The organism is Streptomyces sp. NPDC090077, assembly GCF_044747545.1.
Lineage (GTDB): Bacteria > Actinomycetota > Actinomycetes > Streptomycetales > Streptomycetaceae > Streptomyces.
Genome location: NZ_JBIVEG010000001.1, coordinates 802091 through 820158 on the forward strand (window position 1 = coordinate 802091; position 18068 = coordinate 820158).

Consider the following 18068-nt stretch of genomic DNA (forward strand, 5'->3'; position numbering starts at 1 on the left):
GGCATGCCCCCCACCAGCGACACCACCTCCCTGCTCCTCGAACGGCTCCGCTCCGCGCTGCCCGCGCAGGCCCTGCTCACCGACCCGGCGGACCTCGCCGCCCACGCCCGGGACTCCGCGCCCTTCTCCGAGTCCGGCACCCCCGCCGTGGTCGCCGTGCCCCGCACGGCAGAGCAGGTCGAGCACGTCATGCGCACCGCCTACGCACTGGACGTCCCCGTCGTCCCGCAGGGCGCCCGCACCGGCCTGGCCGGCGCCGCCAACGCCGTCGACGGCTGCGTGGTGCTGTCCACCGCCGCGATGGACCGGATCCTGTCCGTCGACCCCGCCAACCGCCTGGTGCGCTGCGAGCCCGGGGTCACCACCCGGCGCCTCTCGGAAGCCGTGGCCGCACACGGGCTGGCGTACCCCCCGGACCCGGCCTCCCGGGACCACTGCACCATCGGCGGGAACATCGCCACCGGCGCGGGCGGCATCTGCTGCGTGAAGTACGGGGTGACCGCCGACTACGTCCTCGGGCTGGACCTCGTGCTGCCGGACGGGCGGCGGCTGCGCACCGGCCGGGACACCGCCAAGGGCGTGGCCGGTTACGACCTGACGCGGCTCGTCGTCGGCTCGGAAGGCACCCTGGCGTTGGTCGTCGGCGCCACCCTGGCGCTGCGGCCCGCCCGTCCACCGGCCCTGTCGCTGCTGGCCCAGTTCCCGGCCCTCACCGCCGCCGGGGAGGCCGTCGCCGCGATCACCGCCGCCGGGCACACCCCGTCGGCGCTCGAACTCCTCGACCGGGCCACGACGCAGGCGATCGTGGACCTCGGCACCCACCCGCTGCTGCGGCCCGGCAGCGCCGCCACGCTGATCGTCGAGAGCGACTCCGCCGACCCCTCCTCGGAGCTGTCGGCCATGGAGATCCTCTGCAAGGAGGCCGGCGCCGAGCACATCGCCACATCGGCGACCAGCGAGGAGGCGTACGAGATCATCGAGGCGCGCAGGCTGGTCAGCCCGGCCCTCGCCGCGTACATGGCCTCCCGGGGCGGCGGGCTCACCGCCTTCATCGAGGACGTCGCCGTGCCGCGGACCGCGCTGCCCACGCTGATCGGGCAGATCGAGGAGATCGCCCGCCGGTACGACCTGAAGATCTTCACCCTCGGCCACGCCGGGGACGGCAACCTGCACCCCACGGTCGTCTTCGACGAGTCCGACGCGGACGAGTTCCGCCGCGCCCGGGAGGCGTACGACGCCATCATGGCCGCCGGCCTCGAACTGGGCGGCACCACCACCGGCGAGCACGGCATCGGCACCCTGAAGCGGGAGTGGCTGGAGCGCGAGCTGGGGCCCGTCTCGCTGGAGCTCCAGCGCGGCCTCAAGCGGCTCTTCGACCCCAAGAACCTCCTCAACCCCGGCAAGGTGGTCACGGCATGACCCAGTCCACCGACACCCTGGACACCGGGCGGGGCGGGGCCCCCGCGCTGCCCCCCGTCCGCGCGGGCCTGGCGGAGACCGTGCGCTTCGTCGCCACCCACACCCTGCCGGTCTTCGTGCGCGGCGTCGCCAACCCCCGCTTCCCGGTCATGGCGCTGTACTCCCGCGTCAACCAGCCCGCCTGGTCGAACGCCACGCTGCGCGCGATGCGGGCCCGGCACCGGGGCGCGCCCGTGATGGTGCGCGCGCTCTCCGGGGAGATGCTCGTCCTGTTCGACCAGGCCGACATCCGGCGGTTCTTCGAGGAGCCGGTCTCGGACCTGGCCATGGACGCCGACGACAAGTACGCCAGCCTCTCCGTCTTCGAACCCACCGGGGTGATCTGCTCGCACGGCCCGGTGCGCGAGGACCGGCGCCGGGTCAACGACCACGCCCTGGCCGCCGACCGGCCGGTGCACCCCTCCTGCACGGAGTTCCAGGCCGTCGTCGAGGAGGAGTGCCGGCGGCTCGCCTCCCGCACGGTCGTCGACTTCCCGCTGCTGTGGAAGACCATGACCCGGATCTCCCGGCGGGTGGTGCTCGGCGACCGGGCCGCCGACGACCAGCAGCTGTCCGACTGGCTGGCCGCCCTGCGCGGCCGGGCCAACTGGATGGGCCGCAGCAACCCGGAGGCCGCCAAGGCGCTGTACGCCCGGATCGAGGCCCGGATCACCCGGTACGCGGCCGACGCGCCCGCGCACACCCTGGCCGCCCGCGCCCTCGCCGAGCCCTCGCCGGAGGGCACCGACCCGCTGGGCCAGACCCACCACTGGCTGCTGGGCATCGACCTGGCCGCGCCCGTCGTCGCCCGCACCCTGCTGCTGCTCGCCCACCACCCGGCCGAGCAGGACGCGGCGCACGCCGAGGCCGCCGGCCGCGTCCCCGGGCTGCCGAGGCTGCGGGCCTGCCTGGAGGAGTCGGTGCGGCTGTACCCGATCGTCCCGGACCTCGTACGGGTCACCCGTGCCGAGACCGAGTGGGGCGGGGTGCGCCACCCGGCCGGCACGAACGTGCTGGTGCCGATGGGGTTCCACCAGCGTGACCCGGAGCAGGTCGACGGCGGGAACCTGTTCGCGCCGGGCCGCTGGCTGGCCCCGGACGTGCACCGGGACACCCGGGTGGCCCCGTTCAGCCACGGCGGCGCCCGCTGCCCGGGCGAGTACGTCGCCCTGCTGCTCACCTCCCTGGTCTGCGCCGAGGTGCTCCGCGGCCACCGCCTCACCGGGGCCCGTCCGGTGCTCGACCCGGGGCGTCCGCTGCCGGGGATCCTCGACACGGCCGGCATCCGGCTGCGCCTCGGCCGGCTGTAGGAGGACCTGCCATGACCGAAGCCGAAGCGTCCGTCACCCAGCCGGACATCGCCTCCCTGCACCACGTCTGCCGCGAGCTCGCCGAGGCGGCCGACGCGGTCCGCGACGCGGCTCGCTTCGCCTCCCGCGTCGCCCTCGGCCCCCGGCTGCCGCTGGCGGCGGCCGGGCCGCGCCGGGACCGTGCCGCGCAGCGCGAGCTGCTGCGGACCCTGCTGGACCGCAAGGGCCTGGGCTGGGCCCCGCAGGGCGGCGCCCCGCTCGCCGGGGCGCTGTGGCTGGCCGGGGTGCTCACCAGCCGGGAGAGCCTGGCGGTCAGCCTCGCCGTCACCGGCCTCAAGGCCAGGATCCGGGCGGCGGCCGTGCGCCACCCGGAGCTGCTCGACAACCCGACCACCTCGCGGGTGCTGCGCGCCATCGACGAGGACCGCCAGGCCGAGGCGGTGCGGCTGTTCAAGGGCCTGCTGACGGAGAAGGGCGCGGAGTACGCCCTCGCGCTGCTGGCGCCGTCCTTCACCGACATCATGGCCTGGAACGCGCTGACCGACGAGAACCCCTTCAACGACACCGCCGGCTGGCAGATCGCCACCGGCCGGCCGCTGACCTCCGACTACTTCGTCGGGATCAGCACCTCGGTGTGGGCGTTCCTCAACCGGGGGAAGGGGCGCGCCGAACCGCACACCCCCTCGGCAGCGCTGCTGGACAGCATCGACACCTCGGGCACGATCGTCGGCTACGTCCGCAACATCGGCCGGATCGGCACCAAGGGGCTGCTGCTCGTCCAGCGGGTCGCCGGGCCGGACGGGGAGCAGCGGTTCGTCGTCCAACTGGCGGGCATGGGGCCGGCTTTCGACCAGGAGAGCCCGCAGGACCTGCTGGGCGGCATCGACGCGGTGGGTTCCATCGACACCACCTACACCCGTGCGGTGGTCAGGGCGCTGCGCCGGCTCGTGCCCTCCGGCTCGCAGGTCGCGCTGGTCGGCCACAGCCAGGGCGGGATCACCGCGATGAACCTGGCGGCGAGCCGGGACTTCAACGCGCTGTACACGGTGACGCACGTGATCGCGATCGGTTCGCCGATCGACCAGAAGCGGGCCGCCGATCCACGGACCCGGGTGGTCTCGCTCGTCAACGAGCACGACATCGTGCCGAGCCTGGAGGGCCGGTCCTCGGTGTCCCCGTACGAACTCCCCAAGGAGTTCACCGAGTTCACCTGGACGGACGACACCCACGCCTTCCCGCTGTGCCATGCCGCCGAGCGGTACGCGCACAACCTCGAACACGACGTCCCGCACGCGCGCTCGCACGTCGACTCCGAGCTCGCCGCCTTCCGCGGCCGGGTCACCGGCACGCACCTCTTCACCCTCCACGACCGCTGAGGACCCCGCATGACCGACACCGAAGCGCACACTCCCCCGACGGACACGGCGCCGGCCACGCCGTCGATGCCGGCCCAGACCTCCCTCGGGCACCGGCCGCCGCCCGCGCCGCCGCGGCCGTACGGCCCGCCGGGACTGCTGGAGCGGCTGGAGTCGGCGGCCTTCGCCCGGGTCAACCGCACCCGCGAGTGGTACGAACTGCCCGCCCCGCTGGGCCTGCTGAACCTGGCCGTGATCCGCGAGGACCTGCGCCGCCACAACCTGCACGACACGTTCGGCGCGGGCGGCGAGCGGGACCGCAGGCCCACGAAGGACCTCGCGCCGTACCGCTCGTACGACGGCTCGGGCTACGACCCGTTCGACGAGGACATGGGACGGACGGGCACCCGGCTGGACCGCAACACCCCGCTGCACCTGGCCTATCCGGACGAGGACGAGGCGCTGATGACGCCCAGTCCCCGCGAGGTCAGCCGGCAGCTGCTGGCCCGGCGCGGCTTCACCCCCGCACCCACCCTGAACCTGCTGGCCGCCGCGTGGATCCAGTTCCAGAACCACGGCTGGGCCAACCACGGGGACAACGAGGAGGCCGAGCCGTTCAGCATCCCGCTCGCCGCCGACGACGACTGGGCGGAACAGGGCGGCGGCTGCCCGATGCGGGTGAACCGCACCCGCCCCGACCCGGTGGCGCACACCACCCCGGACGTCCCGCCCACGTACGAGAACACCGTCAGCCACTGGTGGGACGGCTCGCAGGTCTACGGGTCGGACGAGGCCCGCTGCCGCTCGCTGCGCACCGGGGAGGACGGTCGGCTGATCGTCGACGGCGGGCGGCTGCCCGCCGATCCGCGGCCCGGGATGGACTGCCTCGACGCCACGGGCATGAACAGCGACTACTGGACCGGCCTGTCGCTGCTGCACACGCTCTTCGCCAAGGAGCACAACGCCATCTGCGACCTGGTCCGTTCGCACCACCCCACCTGGGACGACGAGCGGATCTTCCACACGGCGCGGCTGGTCAACACCGCCCTGATGGCGAAGATCCACACCGTGGAGTGGACCCCGGGGATCCTCGACCACCCGGTGGTGCACCAGGCGATGCGCGCCAACTGGTACGGGCTGCTGCCCCGCTGGGTCACCAAGACCTTCGGCCGGGTCGGCGGCGAGGTGCTCAGCGGCTCCCGGGGATCGGGCACCGACCACCACGCCGCGCCGTTCTCCATGACGGAGGAGTTCGTCTCGGCGTACCGGCTGCACCCGCTGATCCCCGACGAGATCACCGTCCGCGACCACCGGCGCGGGGTGCGGCGGGAGGTCGTGGGCTTCGACGGCATGCAGGGCGCGGCCACGCGCACCGCGGTCGACGCGTACGGGATGAGCGACCTGTTCTACACCTTCGGCGTCTCGAACCCGGGGGCGCTGGTGCTGCACAACCACCCGGACGCGCTGCGCAACCTGAAGCGGCTGTCGGGCGAGCACGTCGACCTCGGGACGGTGGACGTGCTGCGCGACCGCGAGCGGGGCATCCCCCGCTACAACGCCCAGCGGAAGATGCTGCGCAAGCGGCCCGTCACCTCCTTCGAGGAGCTCACCGGCGGGCACCCGGGCGACACCCCGCTGCTGCGGGAGCTCTACGACGGCCGGCTCGACCGGGTCGACACGCTGGTCGGGAACCTGGCCGAGCCGCGGCCGGCGGGCTTCGGGTTCAGCGACACCCTGTTCCGGGTGTTCGCGCTGATGGCCACCCGCCGCATCAAGAGCGACCGGTTCTTCACCACGGACTACCGGCCGGAGGTGTACACGGCCGAGGGCCTGCGCTGGATCGACCGGAACTCGATGGTGACGGTGCTGCTGCGGCACCACCCCGAACTGGCCCCGGCGCTGTCCGGGGTGGACAACGCCTTCGCCCCCTGGAAGGAGCGGTCGTGAGCGGACACCCCGCCGAAGGCCTGCGCAGTCACGCCGCCGCCCTGCGGGAGCGGGCGGACCGGCTGCGCGGGGCCTGTGACGGCCTGGACTGGAGGGGCCCGCAGGCCGACGCCTTCCGGGCCCGGGTCGAGGAGCTGGCCCGGCGGTGCGCCACGGCCGCGGACGGGCTGTCGCGCTCGGCGGCCCGGCTGGACGGCCGGAGGTAGGCCGGAGCGGTGGGGCCCGGTCCCGGTGCTACTTCATCCGGTACTGGGCCTTCTCCGCGAGCTTGCCGTCCTTGAAGCAGAACCGGAGCACGTCCTCGGTCTGGCCGTCGGCGGCGGAGAGGTACCAGGCGCAGACGCTGCCCGCGGGCTCGGCGGGGCCGCCGTCCTTGAGGGCGTCCTTGACGAAGCTGTCGCCCGAGGGGAGCTTCGCGCGGACCTCGCCCTCGGCGTCGCCGACCTTGACCGCCTCGTAGACCTTCGGGTCGAGCAGGGTCTTGTCGGCCACCTCCAGGACCTTGGCCGCCCCGAAGAACAGCGCCACGAGGAGCCCCACCCCCAGCACCAGCGCGATCCCGCACCCGATGAGACAACCCTTGCGCTGAGCCATGGCCCCGTTCCTCCGTGCCCTCGACGTTCCGGTGCGGTCCGCACCGGTGTGTCAGAGCCTCGCAAGGGGCCGGGCGGGTGCGCCGTACTCCAAAGTCGCGGGCCGGGGCGACCATCGTCGCTGCGTTCAGAGGTCCCCGGGGTCGGTGTTGGCCCCGCACAGGACGACGGCGACCCGTCCGCCCAGCGGCCGCGGTGCGGTGCGCAGGGCCGCGAGCGCGGTGGCGGCGCCGGCCTCGACGACGATCCGGTGTTCGTCCCAGAGGGCCCGGCGGGCGGCGCCGATCGCCTCGTCGGGGACGAGTACCGACACGGCGTTCGCGTGCCGGGCCGCGGCGAGGGCGTCGGCCGAGACGCGGGTGGCGCCGAGGGAGTCGGCGGCGACGGAGTCGACCGGGACGTCGACGGGTTCGCCCGCCTCCAGGGCGGCGTTCAGGGCCCGGCAGTGTTCGGGCTCGGCCGCGACGACGCGTACGCCGTGCTCGCGGGCGGCGGTGGCGACGCCGGCGAACAGCCCGCCCCCGCCGACCGCGACGACGACGGTGTCCAGGCCGGGCAGCGCGGCCCGCACCTCGTCGAGCAGGGTGCCCGCGCCGGCGGCGACGAGCGGGTGGTCGTAGGCGTGGCTGCTCAGGGCTCCGCTCCCGGCGGCGAACTCCCGGCAGGCGGCGAGGGCCTGGTCGTACCGGTCGCCGACGAGCCGTACGTCGGCCCCGTAGCCGCGCAGCCGCTCCACCTTGACGCGCGGGGCGTTGCCGGGGAGGAAGACGGTGGCGGGGACGCCGTGTGCGCGGGCCGCCCAGGCGCAGGCCAGCCCGGCGTTGCCGCCGGACGCGATGGTGACCCCGGCGGCCGGGAGGAGCCCGGCGTCGCGGTGCGCGGCGAGGAAGTTGTGGGCGCCGCGGGCCTTGAAGGAGCCGGTGTGCTGGAGGTACTCCAGGGCGTACCAGACGCCTTCGGAGGCGGGGACGACCGCGGCGGGCCGGACGGCGCCCGCGGTGCGGGCGGCGGCGGCGCGGACGGCGGCGTAGTCGAGCTGCTGTTCCATGGTCGGTCTGCCTTTCTCGGTCTCAGGGCTGTCCCGGTCTCAGGGTGCGGCCGGTCCGGGTGCGGCCGGTCCGGGTGCGGCCGGTCCGGGTGCGGCCGGTCAGGGTGCGGCCGGTCCGGGGACGGGCCGGGCGGCCTCGATGAGCTGGCGCAGGGCGCCGTAGTACACCTCGTGGTCGGTCAGCGGGGGCAGTACGTCGGCCAGCGCGCCGGTCAGGGCGGGGAACGCGGCCGGGTCCAGGGCGGCGATGGCGGCCCGGGAGGCGGCGGTGACCCCGGCCGGGTCGCGGTGGTCGACGAAGGCGGCGCTGCCCAGGGTGAGCAGGTACATCCGCCGGTAGGCGGTCATGGCCGCCGCCGGGGTCAGGCCGGCGGCGATGCCGTCCGCGAGGGCAGGTTCGACGAGACGGGCCAGCAGCTGCCGGCCGAGCCAGGGGCGGCCGCCGCGCAGGGCGAGCAGTCCGGGGTGGGCGGTGAGCAGCCGGTAGAGGGCGCCGAAGCGCTGTGCGCAGGCCTCGTCCCAGCCGGTGCCCGCGGGGACTTCGGGGAGTTGTCCGGCGAGGTGGTCGGTGCACAGGTCCAGCAGTCCGGCGAGGTCGGTGCAGCGGCGCTGGACGGTGGCGTGGGAGACGTCGAGCCGTTCGGCGAGGGCGCGGAAGCTGAGGGCGCCGGGCCCTTCCTCGTCGAGGATGCGCAGTGCGGCGACGGCGATGACCTCGGGGGTGGCCCGGTCCAGGGCGGGTGATCTCCTCGGCATGAGATACACCGTATCAGCCGACGTAACATACGGCGGCACCCCAACCGGCCCGCCACGGACGTGTGACATCGACTGCGGCCATATTGCTGGTCATTGAGACATATCCACCGACTTATGTTGACAGCGGGTAGTCGCACCGCTGCACTGAGGCACGCATTCCCGTCGGTACTCCCCCACGCCAAGGAGACCCCGTGCCGCCTCGCCCGCGCGCCTCGCTCCCCTGCCTCACCGCGGCCGCCCTGCTCGCCCTCGCGCTCGTCCCCGCCCCGGCGGCGGCCGAACCGACGGCGACCTGGGACACCCCGCTCGCCCTCACCCCGCCCATGGGGTGGAACAACTGGGCCCACTACATGTGCGACATCGACGAGGCCAAGGTGGTCGCCAACGCCGACGCCCTGGTCTCCAGCGGTCTCGCCGCCAAGGGCTACGACACGGTGACCGTGGACGACTGCTGGATGCTCAAGGAGCGCGACGCGCAGGGGAACCTGGTCACCGACACCGCGAAGTTCCCGCACGGCATGGCCTGGCTCGGCGAGTACCTGCACGCCAAGGGACTGAAGTTCGGCATCTACGAGGACGCCGGCTCCCTCACCTGCGAGCGCTACCCGGGCAGCGGCTCCCCCGACGGCGGCGGCCCGGACCACTACGCCCGCGACGCACGGCAGTTCGCCTCGTGGAAGGTGGACTACGTCAAGATGGACGGCTGCAACCTGTGGGTGCCGCCCGGGAAGACGAAGGAGCAGGCCTACCGGGACGCCTACAACTCCGTCGCCCGGGCGCTGCGCGACAGCGGCCGCCCGATGGTGCTGTCCGCCTCCGCGCCCGCCTACTTCCAGCAGGGCGAATGGGGCGGCTCCGACTGGCACAAGGTCCTCGACTGGGTCGGCGAGACGGGCCAGTTGTGGCGCGAGGGCCGGGACATCAAGGTCTACGCCCCGGGCGCCCCCGCCACCTCCCGCTGGAGCTCGGTCCTCGGCAACTACGGCTACAACCGCTGGCTCGGCCGGTACGCGGCCCCCGGCAACTGGAACGACCCCGACTTCCTGATCGCCGGCGCCCCCGGCCTCACCGACGCGGAGAGCCGCAGCCAGGTCGGGCTGTGGGCGATGATGGCGGCCCCGTTCATCCTGTCCTCCGACGTGTCCGCGCTCACCCCGGGCGGGCTGGCCGCGCTGGGCAACACCCGGATGATCGGGCTGGACCAGGACCCGATGGGCCGTCAGGGCGCCGTGGTCTCCTCCAACGCGACCTTCGAGGTGCTGGCCCGGCCCCTGGCGAACGGGGACCGGGCGGTGGCGGTGCTCAACCGCTCCGGCAGCGCCCGCGACGTCTCCGTACCGCTGGCGGACGTCGGGCTGCCCGCCGCGTGCGTGGTGGACGCCGAGGACCTGTGGACCGGGCGGCGCACGGAGGTGGCCGACGCGCTGACCGGGCGGCTCGGCGCGCACGACACCGCCGTGTGGCGGCTCACCCCGCACGGCTGCGCCGGGGCGGTGCCCACCGGGCAGATCAACGGGCTCGGCGCCAAGTGCGCCGACGGGGCCAGCACCAGCGGGGCCGGCTCGGTGGTCCTGGGCACCTGCACCGCCGGCGCCGACCAGCGCTGGACCCTGGGCGGCGGCGGGCGGCTCCGGCTGGCCGGCGAGTGCCTGACGGCCCGCGCGGGCGGCCCGGTGGAGCTGGCGGACTGCGCCCCGGGCCGGCAGGCGGGCCAGAGCTGGAGCCACCGGCGCGACGGGGCCCTGGTCGAGGAGACGAGCGGGCAGTGCCTGACCGCCCCGGCCGCGCCCGCGACCCCCGACGCCCCGGCCGAGCGGCTGCGGCTGGCGGCCTGCGGCGACCACCAGCCCGACCAGGCCTGGTCACTCCCCGTCTAGGGGGCTCCGGCGGGGACCCGGTCCAGGGGTACTCCGGCGGGGAGCCGCCCGGCGCCCTCACACTTCCGGGGGAATCGGCGCCGGGCGGACCCCGCCCGGCAGGGGTGCCGGGTTCACTGGCCCGGACCGGAGGGGTGGCCGCCGGAACGATTCGGCGGCCGCCCCTTCCCGATGCGGGCCACGAGGCGACAGGAGTGCACCGACATGTCCGAGACCGCGCACGAGCGCACCCAGCCCCCCGCGCCCGCCGCCGGCATCACCGACGGGGTCGTGGAGCTGCGCAAACGCCGCCCGGCCGGCCCCGCCCCCGAGGGGCGCACCGCCGGCGGCGGCTGCGGCTGCGAGGCGGCGCGGGCGCAGCCGCCGGGCGCGGGGCGCCCGTGAGGGATCCGGAGCTACCGTGGCAGGGCAGGGCGGAGGTGGCTCCGGATGGACCGTGTGGGGCAGGACCGGGGCGGGCGCCCGGCGGGTGCCGTCGCCGGGCTCGCCGCGGCGTTCGCCGGGCTGGCCGTCGCGGAACTCGCGGCGGCGTTCACGCGCCCCGAGGCGGCCCCGCTCACGGCCGTCGGCGGGGCCGTGGTGGACCGTACTCCGGCCGCCGTCAAGGAGTGGGCCGTACGGTCCTTCGGCACCTCCGACAAGCTGGTGCTGACCCTGGGAACGGTGGTCCTGCTGGCCGCGCTCGCCGCGGCGGCCGGGATCCTCGCGCTGCGCCGGCCCCGCGCGGGCTGCGCCCTGGCCGCCGCCACCGGACTCCTCGGGGCGGTGGCCGCGCTGGGCCGGCCGGGCGCGGACTGGCGGGACGCGCTGCCCTCCCTGGCGGGCGGGGCCGTCGCCGCCGGGGTGCTGTACGTGCTGGCGGCGGCCCTGCGACGGCCCGGTCCGGCCACGGGCCGCTCCGGCGGCGCCCGGCCGCTGGACCGGCGCACCTTCGGCCGGCTGCTCGCGGCCACCGTGGCCGCCTCCGCGGCGGCCGGGTACGCGGGCCGGCGGCTCGGCGCCCACGGCGCGGCGGGGGCCACCGCCTCCCGGGCCGACCTGGTCCTGCCGGCCCCCGCCGTCCCCGCGCCGCCCGTGCCCGCCGGAGCGGACCTGCGCGTGCCGGGCCTGGGCCCGTTCCTCACCCCCGCCCGGGACTTCTACCGCGTGGACACCGCCCTGGTGGTGCCCCGGGTCGACGCGGACGCCTGGCGGCTCGACATCCGCGGGGAGGGCGTCACCAGGCCCTTGACCCTGACCCTGCCGGAGCTGCTCGCCCGGCCGCTCCTCGAGCACGACATCACCCTGTGCTGCGTCTCCAACGAGGTCGGCGGCCCCTACGTCGGCAACGCCCGCTGGCTCGGCGTACGCCTCGCGGACCTGCTGCGCGAGGCCGGGGTCCGGCCACCGTCGCGGGGCGGGCCCGCCGACCAGCTGGTGGCCCGTTCGGTGGACGGGATGACGATCGGCACCCCCGTCGAAGCCGTGATGGACGGCCGGGAGGCACTGCTGGCGGTCGGGATGAACGGGGCGCCGCTCCCGTTCGCGCACGGCTTCCCCGTACGGATGGTCGTCCCGGGCCTCTACGGGTACGTCTCCGCCTGCAAGTGGCTGCGCGAGCTGCGGCTGACCACCTTCGACGCGTACGACGCGTACTGGGTGCGCCGCTCGTGGGCGCGGGAGGCGCCGGTCAAGACGCAGTCGCGGATCGACACCCCGCGCCCCTTCTCCCGTCCCCCGGCCGGCCCGGTGGCGGTGGCCGGGGTGGCCTGGGCGCAGCACCGGGGGATCGCCCGGGTGGAGGTGCGGGCCGACGGCGGGCCCTGGCGGGAGGCCCGGCTCGGGGCGGCGGACGGGGTGGACACCTGGCGGCAGTGGGTGTGGCCGTGGGAGGCGACGCCCGGGCGGCACACCCTGGAGGTCCGGGCGACCGACGGCCGGGGCGGGGTGCAGCCGGAGCGGCGTACGGGCACCCTGCCGGACGGGGCGACGGGCTGGCACTCCGTCACCGTGGACGTCCACGCGTAACCGGCCGGAACCGGGCATGGTGAGGGGATGCGCCGCCCCGCGCGCCGCCCCGGGCCCCGCCCCCGTCCCGCATCCCGGCCTCGATCGCGGGGCCCTGGTGCGGATCTGAGGCCGCGTCCCGCGTTCGGCTCCCCCGGTCCGCGTCCCCCGCATAGGGTCGGGGCATGCCGAAGGAAGAGCGGGACCTCGAAGGCAGGGTGGCCCTGGTGGCCGGGGCGACCAGGGGCGCGGGCCGCGCGATCGCGGTCCAGCTGGGGACGCGGGGCGCGACGGTCTACGCGTCGGGGCGCAGTACCGCCGGGCGGCGTTCCGAGTACGACCGCCCCGAGACGATCGAGGAGACGGCCGAGCTGGTCACGGCGGCCGGCGGCCGGGGCGTCGCGGTGGTCGCGGACCATCTGGAGCCGGCGCAGGTGGAGGCGCTGGTCGGGCGGATCGACGCCGAACAGGGCCGCCTCGACGTGCTGGTGAACGACATCTGGGGCGGGGAGCACCTCTTCGAGTGGGAGAGCCCGGTCTGGGAGCACGACCTGGACCGGGGGCTGCGGCTGCTCCGGCTGGCGATCGACACGCACGCGGTGACGAGCCATTTCGCGCTGCCGCTGCTGCTGCGCCGGCCGGGCGGCCTGGTGGTGGAGATGACGGACGGGACGGCCGACTACAACGCGACCCGCTACCGGAACTCGTTCTTCTACGACCTGGCCAAGTCGGCGGTGCTGCGGATGGCGTTCTCCCTCGGGCACGAGCTGGGGCCGCGCGGGGCGACGGCGGTGGCGCTGACGCCGGGCTGGATGCGTTCGGAGATCATGCTGGAGGCGTTCGGGGTGACGGAGGACGACTGGCGGGACGCGCTGGAGAAGGTCCCGCACTTCGCGATCTCCGAGACCCCCTCGTACGTGGGACGCGCGGTGGCGGCGCTGGCCGCCGACCCGGAGGTGTCCCGCTGGAACGGGCAGTCGCTCTCCAGCGGGCAGCTCGCACGGGTCTACGGGTTCACGGACCTCGACGGGAGCCGGCCGGACGCCTGGCGGTACATGGTGGAGGTCCAGGACCCGGGCCGCCCGGCGGACACCACCGGCTACCGCTGAGCCCGCTCCGGGCGCCGGAACAGGGCCGTCGCGGGGGCGTTGCGGGGTGCGCCGGAGTCGCTCCCCGGACGCATCCGCGGAGGGGAGCACGCCTCACGCGTACGCTGTTCGCAACGGGCTAGGGTGGGGACATGTCCTCTTCAGAGCAGCAGACGTTCGCGCCGCCGCCCTCCGTCTGGACCCGGCCGCGGCGACAGAAGGAGCAGCCCGCGCTCAGCCGGGAGCAGATCGTCGCGGCCGCGGTGCGGCTCCTGGATGCCGAGGGCATCGAGGCACTCAGCATGCGCAAGCTCGGCGCGGAGATGGGAACCGCCGCGACCTCCCTCTACCGGCACGTGGCCAACAAGGACGAGCTGATCGAGCTGGTCGTCGACGAGGTCTACGGCGAACTGGAACTCCCCGCGCCCGGCCGTCCGGACGAATGGCGCGAGGCCCTGGGGCAGTGCGGTCACGGCCTGCGCGCGATGGTGCTGCGCCACCCCTGGGTGGCGTCGGTCCTGGGCCAGGTCGGGCTGGCGTACCTGGGACCGAACCTGATCCGGATGTCGGACCGGCTGCTGGGACTGTCCGTGGCGGCGGGCTTCCCCGCCGGCGAGGCGGACCTCGCGGTGAAGGCCGTCATCTCGTACGTCATCGGCGCCACGACCAGCGAGGCCTCCTACCTCTCCCTCCTCGCCCGCAGCGGCAAGAGCGAGGCGGAGTGGCTGGAGTCGCTGCTGCCCGCCGCCGAGGCGGCGCTGGAGGACCACCCCGTGGTCAAGGACCACGCCTACTCCCGGCACGGCCAGGACCCGGCGCGGCTGCGGGACGAGAACTTCGACTACGGGCTCCAGCGGGTGCTCGACGGCCTCGCGGTCCGGCTCGCCCGGGACTGACGCGGGAGGCCGGGTGTCCCGGACCGCGGGGAGCGGCCCGGGGCGCCCGGCGACCCGGATCAGTCGCGGGCGGCGCCGGGCTGCGGGAAGGTCAGCTCGCGGCCCTCGCCCAGCGGGGCGAAGTGCCGGTCCACCGAGGCCGGGCGGACCTGGAAGAGGGCGGCCGGGGACCAGCGCGGACGGCGGTCCTTGTCGATCACCTGGGCCCGGATCCCCTCCACCAGGTCGGGCGTGGACAGCGCGGCCGCGGAGACCCGGTACTCCTGCTCCAGCACCCGTTCCAGCGAGTCCAGTCCGCGGGCGCGGCGCAGTGCGGCGAGGGTGACCTTGAGGGAGGTCGGCGACTTGGCGTGCAGGAGCTGCGAGGTCTCCCGCGCGGCCGCGAGGCCCGACCCCAGGAGCCGCTGGTGGATCTCCTCCACGGTGTCGGCGGCGTAGCAGTGGTCGATCCACTCCCGTTCGGCGGCGAGCGGGGCCTCGGGGGCGGTGGCGCCGTGGAACTTGGGCAGCACCTCGGCGACGGGCCCGAGGGCGAGCTCGCGGGTGAACTCCTCCAGCCAGTCGGAGGGCAGGTAGTGGTCGGCGAGTCCGCACAGCAGGGCGTCGCCGGCCCCGACGGCGGTGCCGGTGAGGGCCAGGTGGGTGCCGAGTTCGCCGGGGGCGCGGGAGAGCAGGTAGGTGCCGCCGACGTCGGGGACGAAGCCGATGCCGGTCTCGGGCATGGCGACCCTGGAGCGCTCGGTGACGATGCGGACGCCGCCATGGGCGGAGAGCCCGACGCCGCCGCCCATCACGATCCCGTCCATCAGGGCCACGTACGGCTTGGGGTAGCGGGCGATGCGGGCGTTGAGCCGGTACTCGTCCCGCCAGAAGTCGAGGGAGCCGGTGGTGCCGGCCTTCGCGTCGGCGTGGATGGCCCGGATGTCGCCGCCCGCGCACAGGCCGCGCTCCCCGGCGCCGCGCAGCAGGACCTGGCTCACGGCGGGATCGTGCTCCCAGGCCGACAGGGCCTCCCCGATCCGCAGCACCATGGAGTGGGTGAGGGCGTTGAGGGCCTGGGGACGGTTGAGGGTGATCAGCCCCGTACAGCCGTCGGTCTCGATCAGAACGGTGTCGTCGGTCACGTCCGTCAGTATGTATGTTCCGCCGCCATATGAAGATCGTTTCTGGTGATCTCGTCAAGTCTGAGCGGATTCGGGGTGCACCAGGTCCGTACCAGGCCCTTACCGGTCCGGTACCGGGTCAGCCGCGGGGGCGGGCCCGGTGTGCGCGCCAGGCGGCGAGGGCCTGCTCGCGGGTGCCGTCCGGGTGGCGGGCGTGCCAGTCGCGCAGGAACCGGTTGAACTCGAACTGGGCGCCGACCTCCTGGGGTTCGGCGGCCCGCTGCCGGGTGGCGTGCCAGTGGGCGACGGCCTCGTCGAGGGTGCGGCCCGCGCCCTGGGCGACGTACGCGCGCATGAAGGCGTCGAAGTGGAAGCCCGGCCCGATCTCCCGCCGGAAGAACTCCCGGAGCACCTGGCTGCACCGCTGCCCGTCGGGGATCACGGTGGCCCCGTCGACCGGCGCCTCCAGCTGCCGCCCGCCGCGCCGGGCCGCCGGGGTCCGGTCCGGGAGCGGGCGCCCGTCCAGCGCGGCGGCGAGCCGCTCCGTCAGGGCGGCCTTGCCCCCGCCGGCGGGGACGCCCGTCCGCCGGGCGAGCCCGGTCAGCTCCTCCAGCGTCCAGTACCAGCGCAGCAGCTCGGCCCCGGACAGCTCCGGGGTCGGCTCGGGCCGGCGCTCCCCCACCTGATTCGCACTCATGTTCCCATCCTAGGGGAGGGCGACACGCCCGGACGGCCGACGCGCGGGCCCGCGGCCGCGCCCGCCGCCCTACGGTCGTCCCCATGACCTCTCCAGGCTCCGCACCGGCCCTCGACGCCGGCACCGCGCTCGTGCTCATCGACCTCCAGCAGGGCATCCTCGCCCTCCCCACCGCCCGGCCCGGCGAGGAGATCCTGCGCAACGGCATCGCCCTCGCCGAGGCCTTCCGCGCGCACAGGCTGCCGGTCGTCCTGGTGAACGTCGCGTGGTCGCCCGACGGCGGCGACCTGCCCACCACCGACGTCGACCGCCCCGGCCCGGCCACGGCCCCGCCGGCCGCCTTCTCCGAGATCCCGGCCGAACTCGCCGCCCTGGGGGACGTCACCGTCACCAAGCGCCACTGGGGCGCCTTCACCGGCACCGAGCTCGACCTCCAGCTGCGCCGGCGCGGGATCCACCGGATCGTCCTGGCGGGCATCTCGACCAGCATCGGCGTGGAGTCCACCGCCCGCACCGCCTGGGAGCACAGCTACGGCCTGGTCTTCGCCGAGGACGCCACCGCCGACCTGGACGCCGACTCGCACGCCCACAGCTTCGCCAAGATCTTCCCCCGCATCGGCCGGGTCAGCTCCACCCGCGAGATCATCGCGGCCCTGGACGCCCTCCACTGAGGGCGGTCCCCATTGTTCAGCGGTCCGGGTCCGGACCCAGCGCCCGCGCGACATCGGCGTGGACCGGGAAGACCCCGTCCGCGCCGGTGATGCGGAACATCCGGGCGACCGGCCCGCTCAGCCCCGCCAGCTCCAGGCTGCCGCCCGCCTCCTGGGCGGCGAGACGGGCGTGGAGCAGGGTGTTGAGACCGGTCGAATCGCAGAACCGCAGTCCCGCCATGTCCACCAGCAGCCGACCGCCCCGGACGACCGCTGTATCGAGGGCCTCCCGCAGCGGCGCCGCCGTGTCGTGGTCCAGCTCACCGCCGAGGGTGAGGAGTACCGCCCCGTCCACCGTCCGCACCTCGACGGTGAACCGCTTGTCGTCCGTTCCGGAGACCATCCGGCATCACCTTCCGTCAGCCGCCCCCTACGCCTTCCCCGGGCCCGACGCTATATGCGGGGCCGGCGCACCCCCGGGACCCCTCGCGGAACCGACCGGGTTTCCCCCGGGCGGCCCGACCCCTGGCGCCCCATGACGCCACGTGGCATCACATGGCACCACGTGGCACCATCCAGCGCCATCCGAACGATGCGACCGAGCCCCCGACCTCCCCCACCCCACCCCTTCCTCTTACGTTTCCGCAGGTCAGTGCCGCTCACCCCGACCGCGACACCACCCGACGCCACCACCTCTTGCACATGGCGCCATAGTGGTGCCATGATGACGCCATGGACCTGACCCCGTATATCGACACCCTCCGCCGCGAACTGGCGGTGGCCGCCGACGCCGGCGGGGACGAAGCCCGCGAGCTGGCCGAGAGACTCACCGCCCCCCTGGAGTCGGCGACCCGGCTGACCCTGCTCAACGTGCTCTCCGCCGCGATGGACGAGATCACCCGCGAGCTCGCCCCCGGCTCGGTCGACGTACGGCTGCGCGGACTGGACCCCGACTTCGTGGTGACGCTGCCGGCCGCCGCCGGCGCCTCCGCCGCCGAGCCGGGCACGCCGGCCGGCACCCCGGCCCCGGCCGAGGGCGACGAGGGCGGCACCGCCCGCGTCAACCTGCGGCTCCCGGCCCACCTCAAGGCCCGCGCCGAGGAGGCCGCGGGTCGCGAGGGGACGTCGGTCAACGCCTGGCTGGTCCGGGCGGTGTCGGCGGCGGTCGAGGGCGGCACCCGGCCGCGCCCGACGGAGCGCATCCAGACCATCGGCCAGAGCGTCACGGGCTGGGTCCGCTAGCCGGCCCGCACACCCGCACCACGCCACCCCACCACCCGCACCACACCCACCACCACGTCCCA

At 75.1% G+C, this 18068-nt stretch carries 18 protein-coding genes; 12 read left to right on the forward strand and 6 right to left on the reverse strand.

Translation table 11 applies throughout. From position 1 onward, the window contains the following. Positions 1-3 precede the first annotated feature (3 nt). Genes ACIPW5_RS03505 through ACIPW5_RS03525 form a run of 5 tightly spaced genes read left to right on the forward strand, consistent with a single transcriptional unit; the run spans position 4 to position 6276 of the window. Positions 4-1419 carry an FAD-binding oxidoreductase gene (locus tag ACIPW5_RS03505; protein WP_401239708.1) on the forward strand — a complete coding sequence of 472 codons (1416 nt, stop codon included), beginning with the start codon at positions 4-6 and terminating at the stop codon, positions 1417-1419. Beyond that, entirely contained in the window at positions 1416-2768 is a 1353-nt protein-coding gene (locus tag ACIPW5_RS03510; RefSeq protein ID WP_401239711.1) for a cytochrome P450, read from the forward strand. The genes ACIPW5_RS03505 and ACIPW5_RS03510 overlap by 4 nt, the downstream gene beginning before the upstream one ends. A gap of 11 nt (positions 2769-2779) precedes the next feature. After that, positions 2780-4144, forward strand: a complete 1365-nt coding sequence (locus tag ACIPW5_RS03515; protein WP_401239714.1) for an alpha/beta fold hydrolase — start codon at positions 2780-2782, stop codon at positions 4142-4144. Positions 4145-4153: 9 nt separating this feature from the next. After that, positions 4154-6070 (forward strand): peroxidase family protein, encoded by a 1917-nt coding sequence (locus tag ACIPW5_RS03520; protein ID WP_401239716.1) that lies wholly within the window; start codon positions 4154-4156, stop codon positions 6068-6070. After that, positions 6067-6276: a hypothetical protein gene (locus tag ACIPW5_RS03525; protein WP_401239719.1), complete on the forward strand. Its 210-nt coding sequence runs from the start codon at positions 6067-6069 to the stop codon at positions 6274-6276. Before ACIPW5_RS03520 ends, ACIPW5_RS03525 begins: the two co-directional genes overlap by 4 nt. Before the next feature lie 28 nt (positions 6277-6304). Here ACIPW5_RS03525 and ACIPW5_RS03530 read toward each other — a convergent pair whose 3' ends face one another. The 3 genes from ACIPW5_RS03530 to ACIPW5_RS03540 form a co-directional block, all read right to left on the reverse strand. After that, entirely contained in the window at positions 6305-6664 is a 360-nt protein-coding gene (locus tag ACIPW5_RS03530) for a hypothetical protein (protein WP_401239721.1), read from the reverse strand. A 126-nt stretch (positions 6665-6790) separates the two neighbouring features. Beyond that, positions 6791-7711, reverse strand: coding sequence for a serine/threonine dehydratase (locus ACIPW5_RS03535; protein ID WP_401239724.1), 921 nt, complete (start codon positions 7709-7711; stop codon positions 6791-6793). A gap of 99 nt (positions 7712-7810) precedes the next feature. Beyond that, a complete protein-coding gene (locus tag ACIPW5_RS03540) occupies positions 7811-8467 on the reverse strand; it encodes a TetR/AcrR family transcriptional regulator (protein ID WP_401239726.1) in 657 nt (218 codons plus the stop codon). 191 nt (positions 8468-8658) lie between these two features. On the opposite strand from ACIPW5_RS03540, the gene ACIPW5_RS03545 reads away from it, so the two are divergent. The 5 genes from ACIPW5_RS03545 (at position 8659) to ACIPW5_RS03565 (ending at position 14314) form a co-directional block, all read left to right on the forward strand. Further along, complete coding sequence (locus ACIPW5_RS03545; RefSeq protein WP_401239728.1) at positions 8659-10344, forward strand: ricin-type beta-trefoil lectin domain protein; 1686 nt, start codon at positions 8659-8661, stop codon at positions 10342-10344. A 204-nt stretch (positions 10345-10548) separates the two neighbouring features. Further along, positions 10549-10728: a hypothetical protein gene (locus ACIPW5_RS03550; RefSeq protein ID WP_401239730.1), complete on the forward strand. Its 180-nt coding sequence runs from the start codon at positions 10549-10551 to the stop codon at positions 10726-10728. Between the two features lie 45 nt (positions 10729-10773). Next, entirely contained in the window at positions 10774-12351 is a 1578-nt protein-coding gene (locus ACIPW5_RS03555; protein ID WP_401239732.1) for a molybdopterin-dependent oxidoreductase, read from the forward strand. A 164-nt stretch (positions 12352-12515) separates the two neighbouring features. After that, entirely contained in the window at positions 12516-13439 is a 924-nt protein-coding gene (locus ACIPW5_RS03560) for an SDR family oxidoreductase (protein WP_401239734.1), read from the forward strand. A gap of 131 nt (positions 13440-13570) precedes the next feature. Beyond that, positions 13571-14314, forward strand: a complete 744-nt coding sequence (locus tag ACIPW5_RS03565) for a TetR/AcrR family transcriptional regulator (RefSeq protein ID WP_401239736.1) — start codon at positions 13571-13573, stop codon at positions 14312-14314. 59 nt (positions 14315-14373) lie between these two features. Here the strand turns inward: ACIPW5_RS03565 and ACIPW5_RS03570 are convergent, their stop codons facing one another. Both ACIPW5_RS03570 and ACIPW5_RS03575 read right to left on the reverse strand, forming a co-directional pair. After that, positions 14374-15438: an enoyl-CoA hydratase/isomerase family protein gene (locus ACIPW5_RS03570; RefSeq protein WP_401239738.1), complete on the reverse strand. Its 1065-nt coding sequence runs from the start codon at positions 15436-15438 to the stop codon at positions 14374-14376. 118 nt (positions 15439-15556) lie between these two features. Then, complete coding sequence (locus tag ACIPW5_RS03575) at positions 15557-16114, reverse strand: DUF6434 domain-containing protein (RefSeq protein ID WP_401239741.1); 558 nt, start codon at positions 16112-16114, stop codon at positions 15557-15559. Between the two features lie 83 nt (positions 16115-16197). On the opposite strand from ACIPW5_RS03575, the gene ACIPW5_RS03580 reads away from it, so the two are divergent. Next, the gene (locus ACIPW5_RS03580; RefSeq protein WP_401239744.1) at positions 16198-16785 is read left to right on the forward strand and encodes a hydrolase; all 588 of its coding nucleotides are present in this window, start codon (positions 16198-16200) and stop codon (positions 16783-16785) included. Positions 16786-16801: 16 nt separating this feature from the next. Here the strand turns inward: ACIPW5_RS03580 and ACIPW5_RS03585 are convergent, their stop codons facing one another. Beyond that, entirely contained in the window at positions 16802-17167 is a 366-nt protein-coding gene (locus ACIPW5_RS03585; RefSeq protein ID WP_401239747.1) for an STAS domain-containing protein, read from the reverse strand. A gap of 329 nt (positions 17168-17496) precedes the next feature. Here ACIPW5_RS03585 and ACIPW5_RS03590 point away from each other — a divergent pair, with 329 nt between their 5' ends. Beyond that, positions 17497-18006, forward strand: a complete 510-nt coding sequence (locus ACIPW5_RS03590) for a hypothetical protein (RefSeq protein WP_401239750.1) — start codon at positions 17497-17499, stop codon at positions 18004-18006. The last annotated feature ends 62 nt before the right edge of the window (positions 18007-18068 follow it).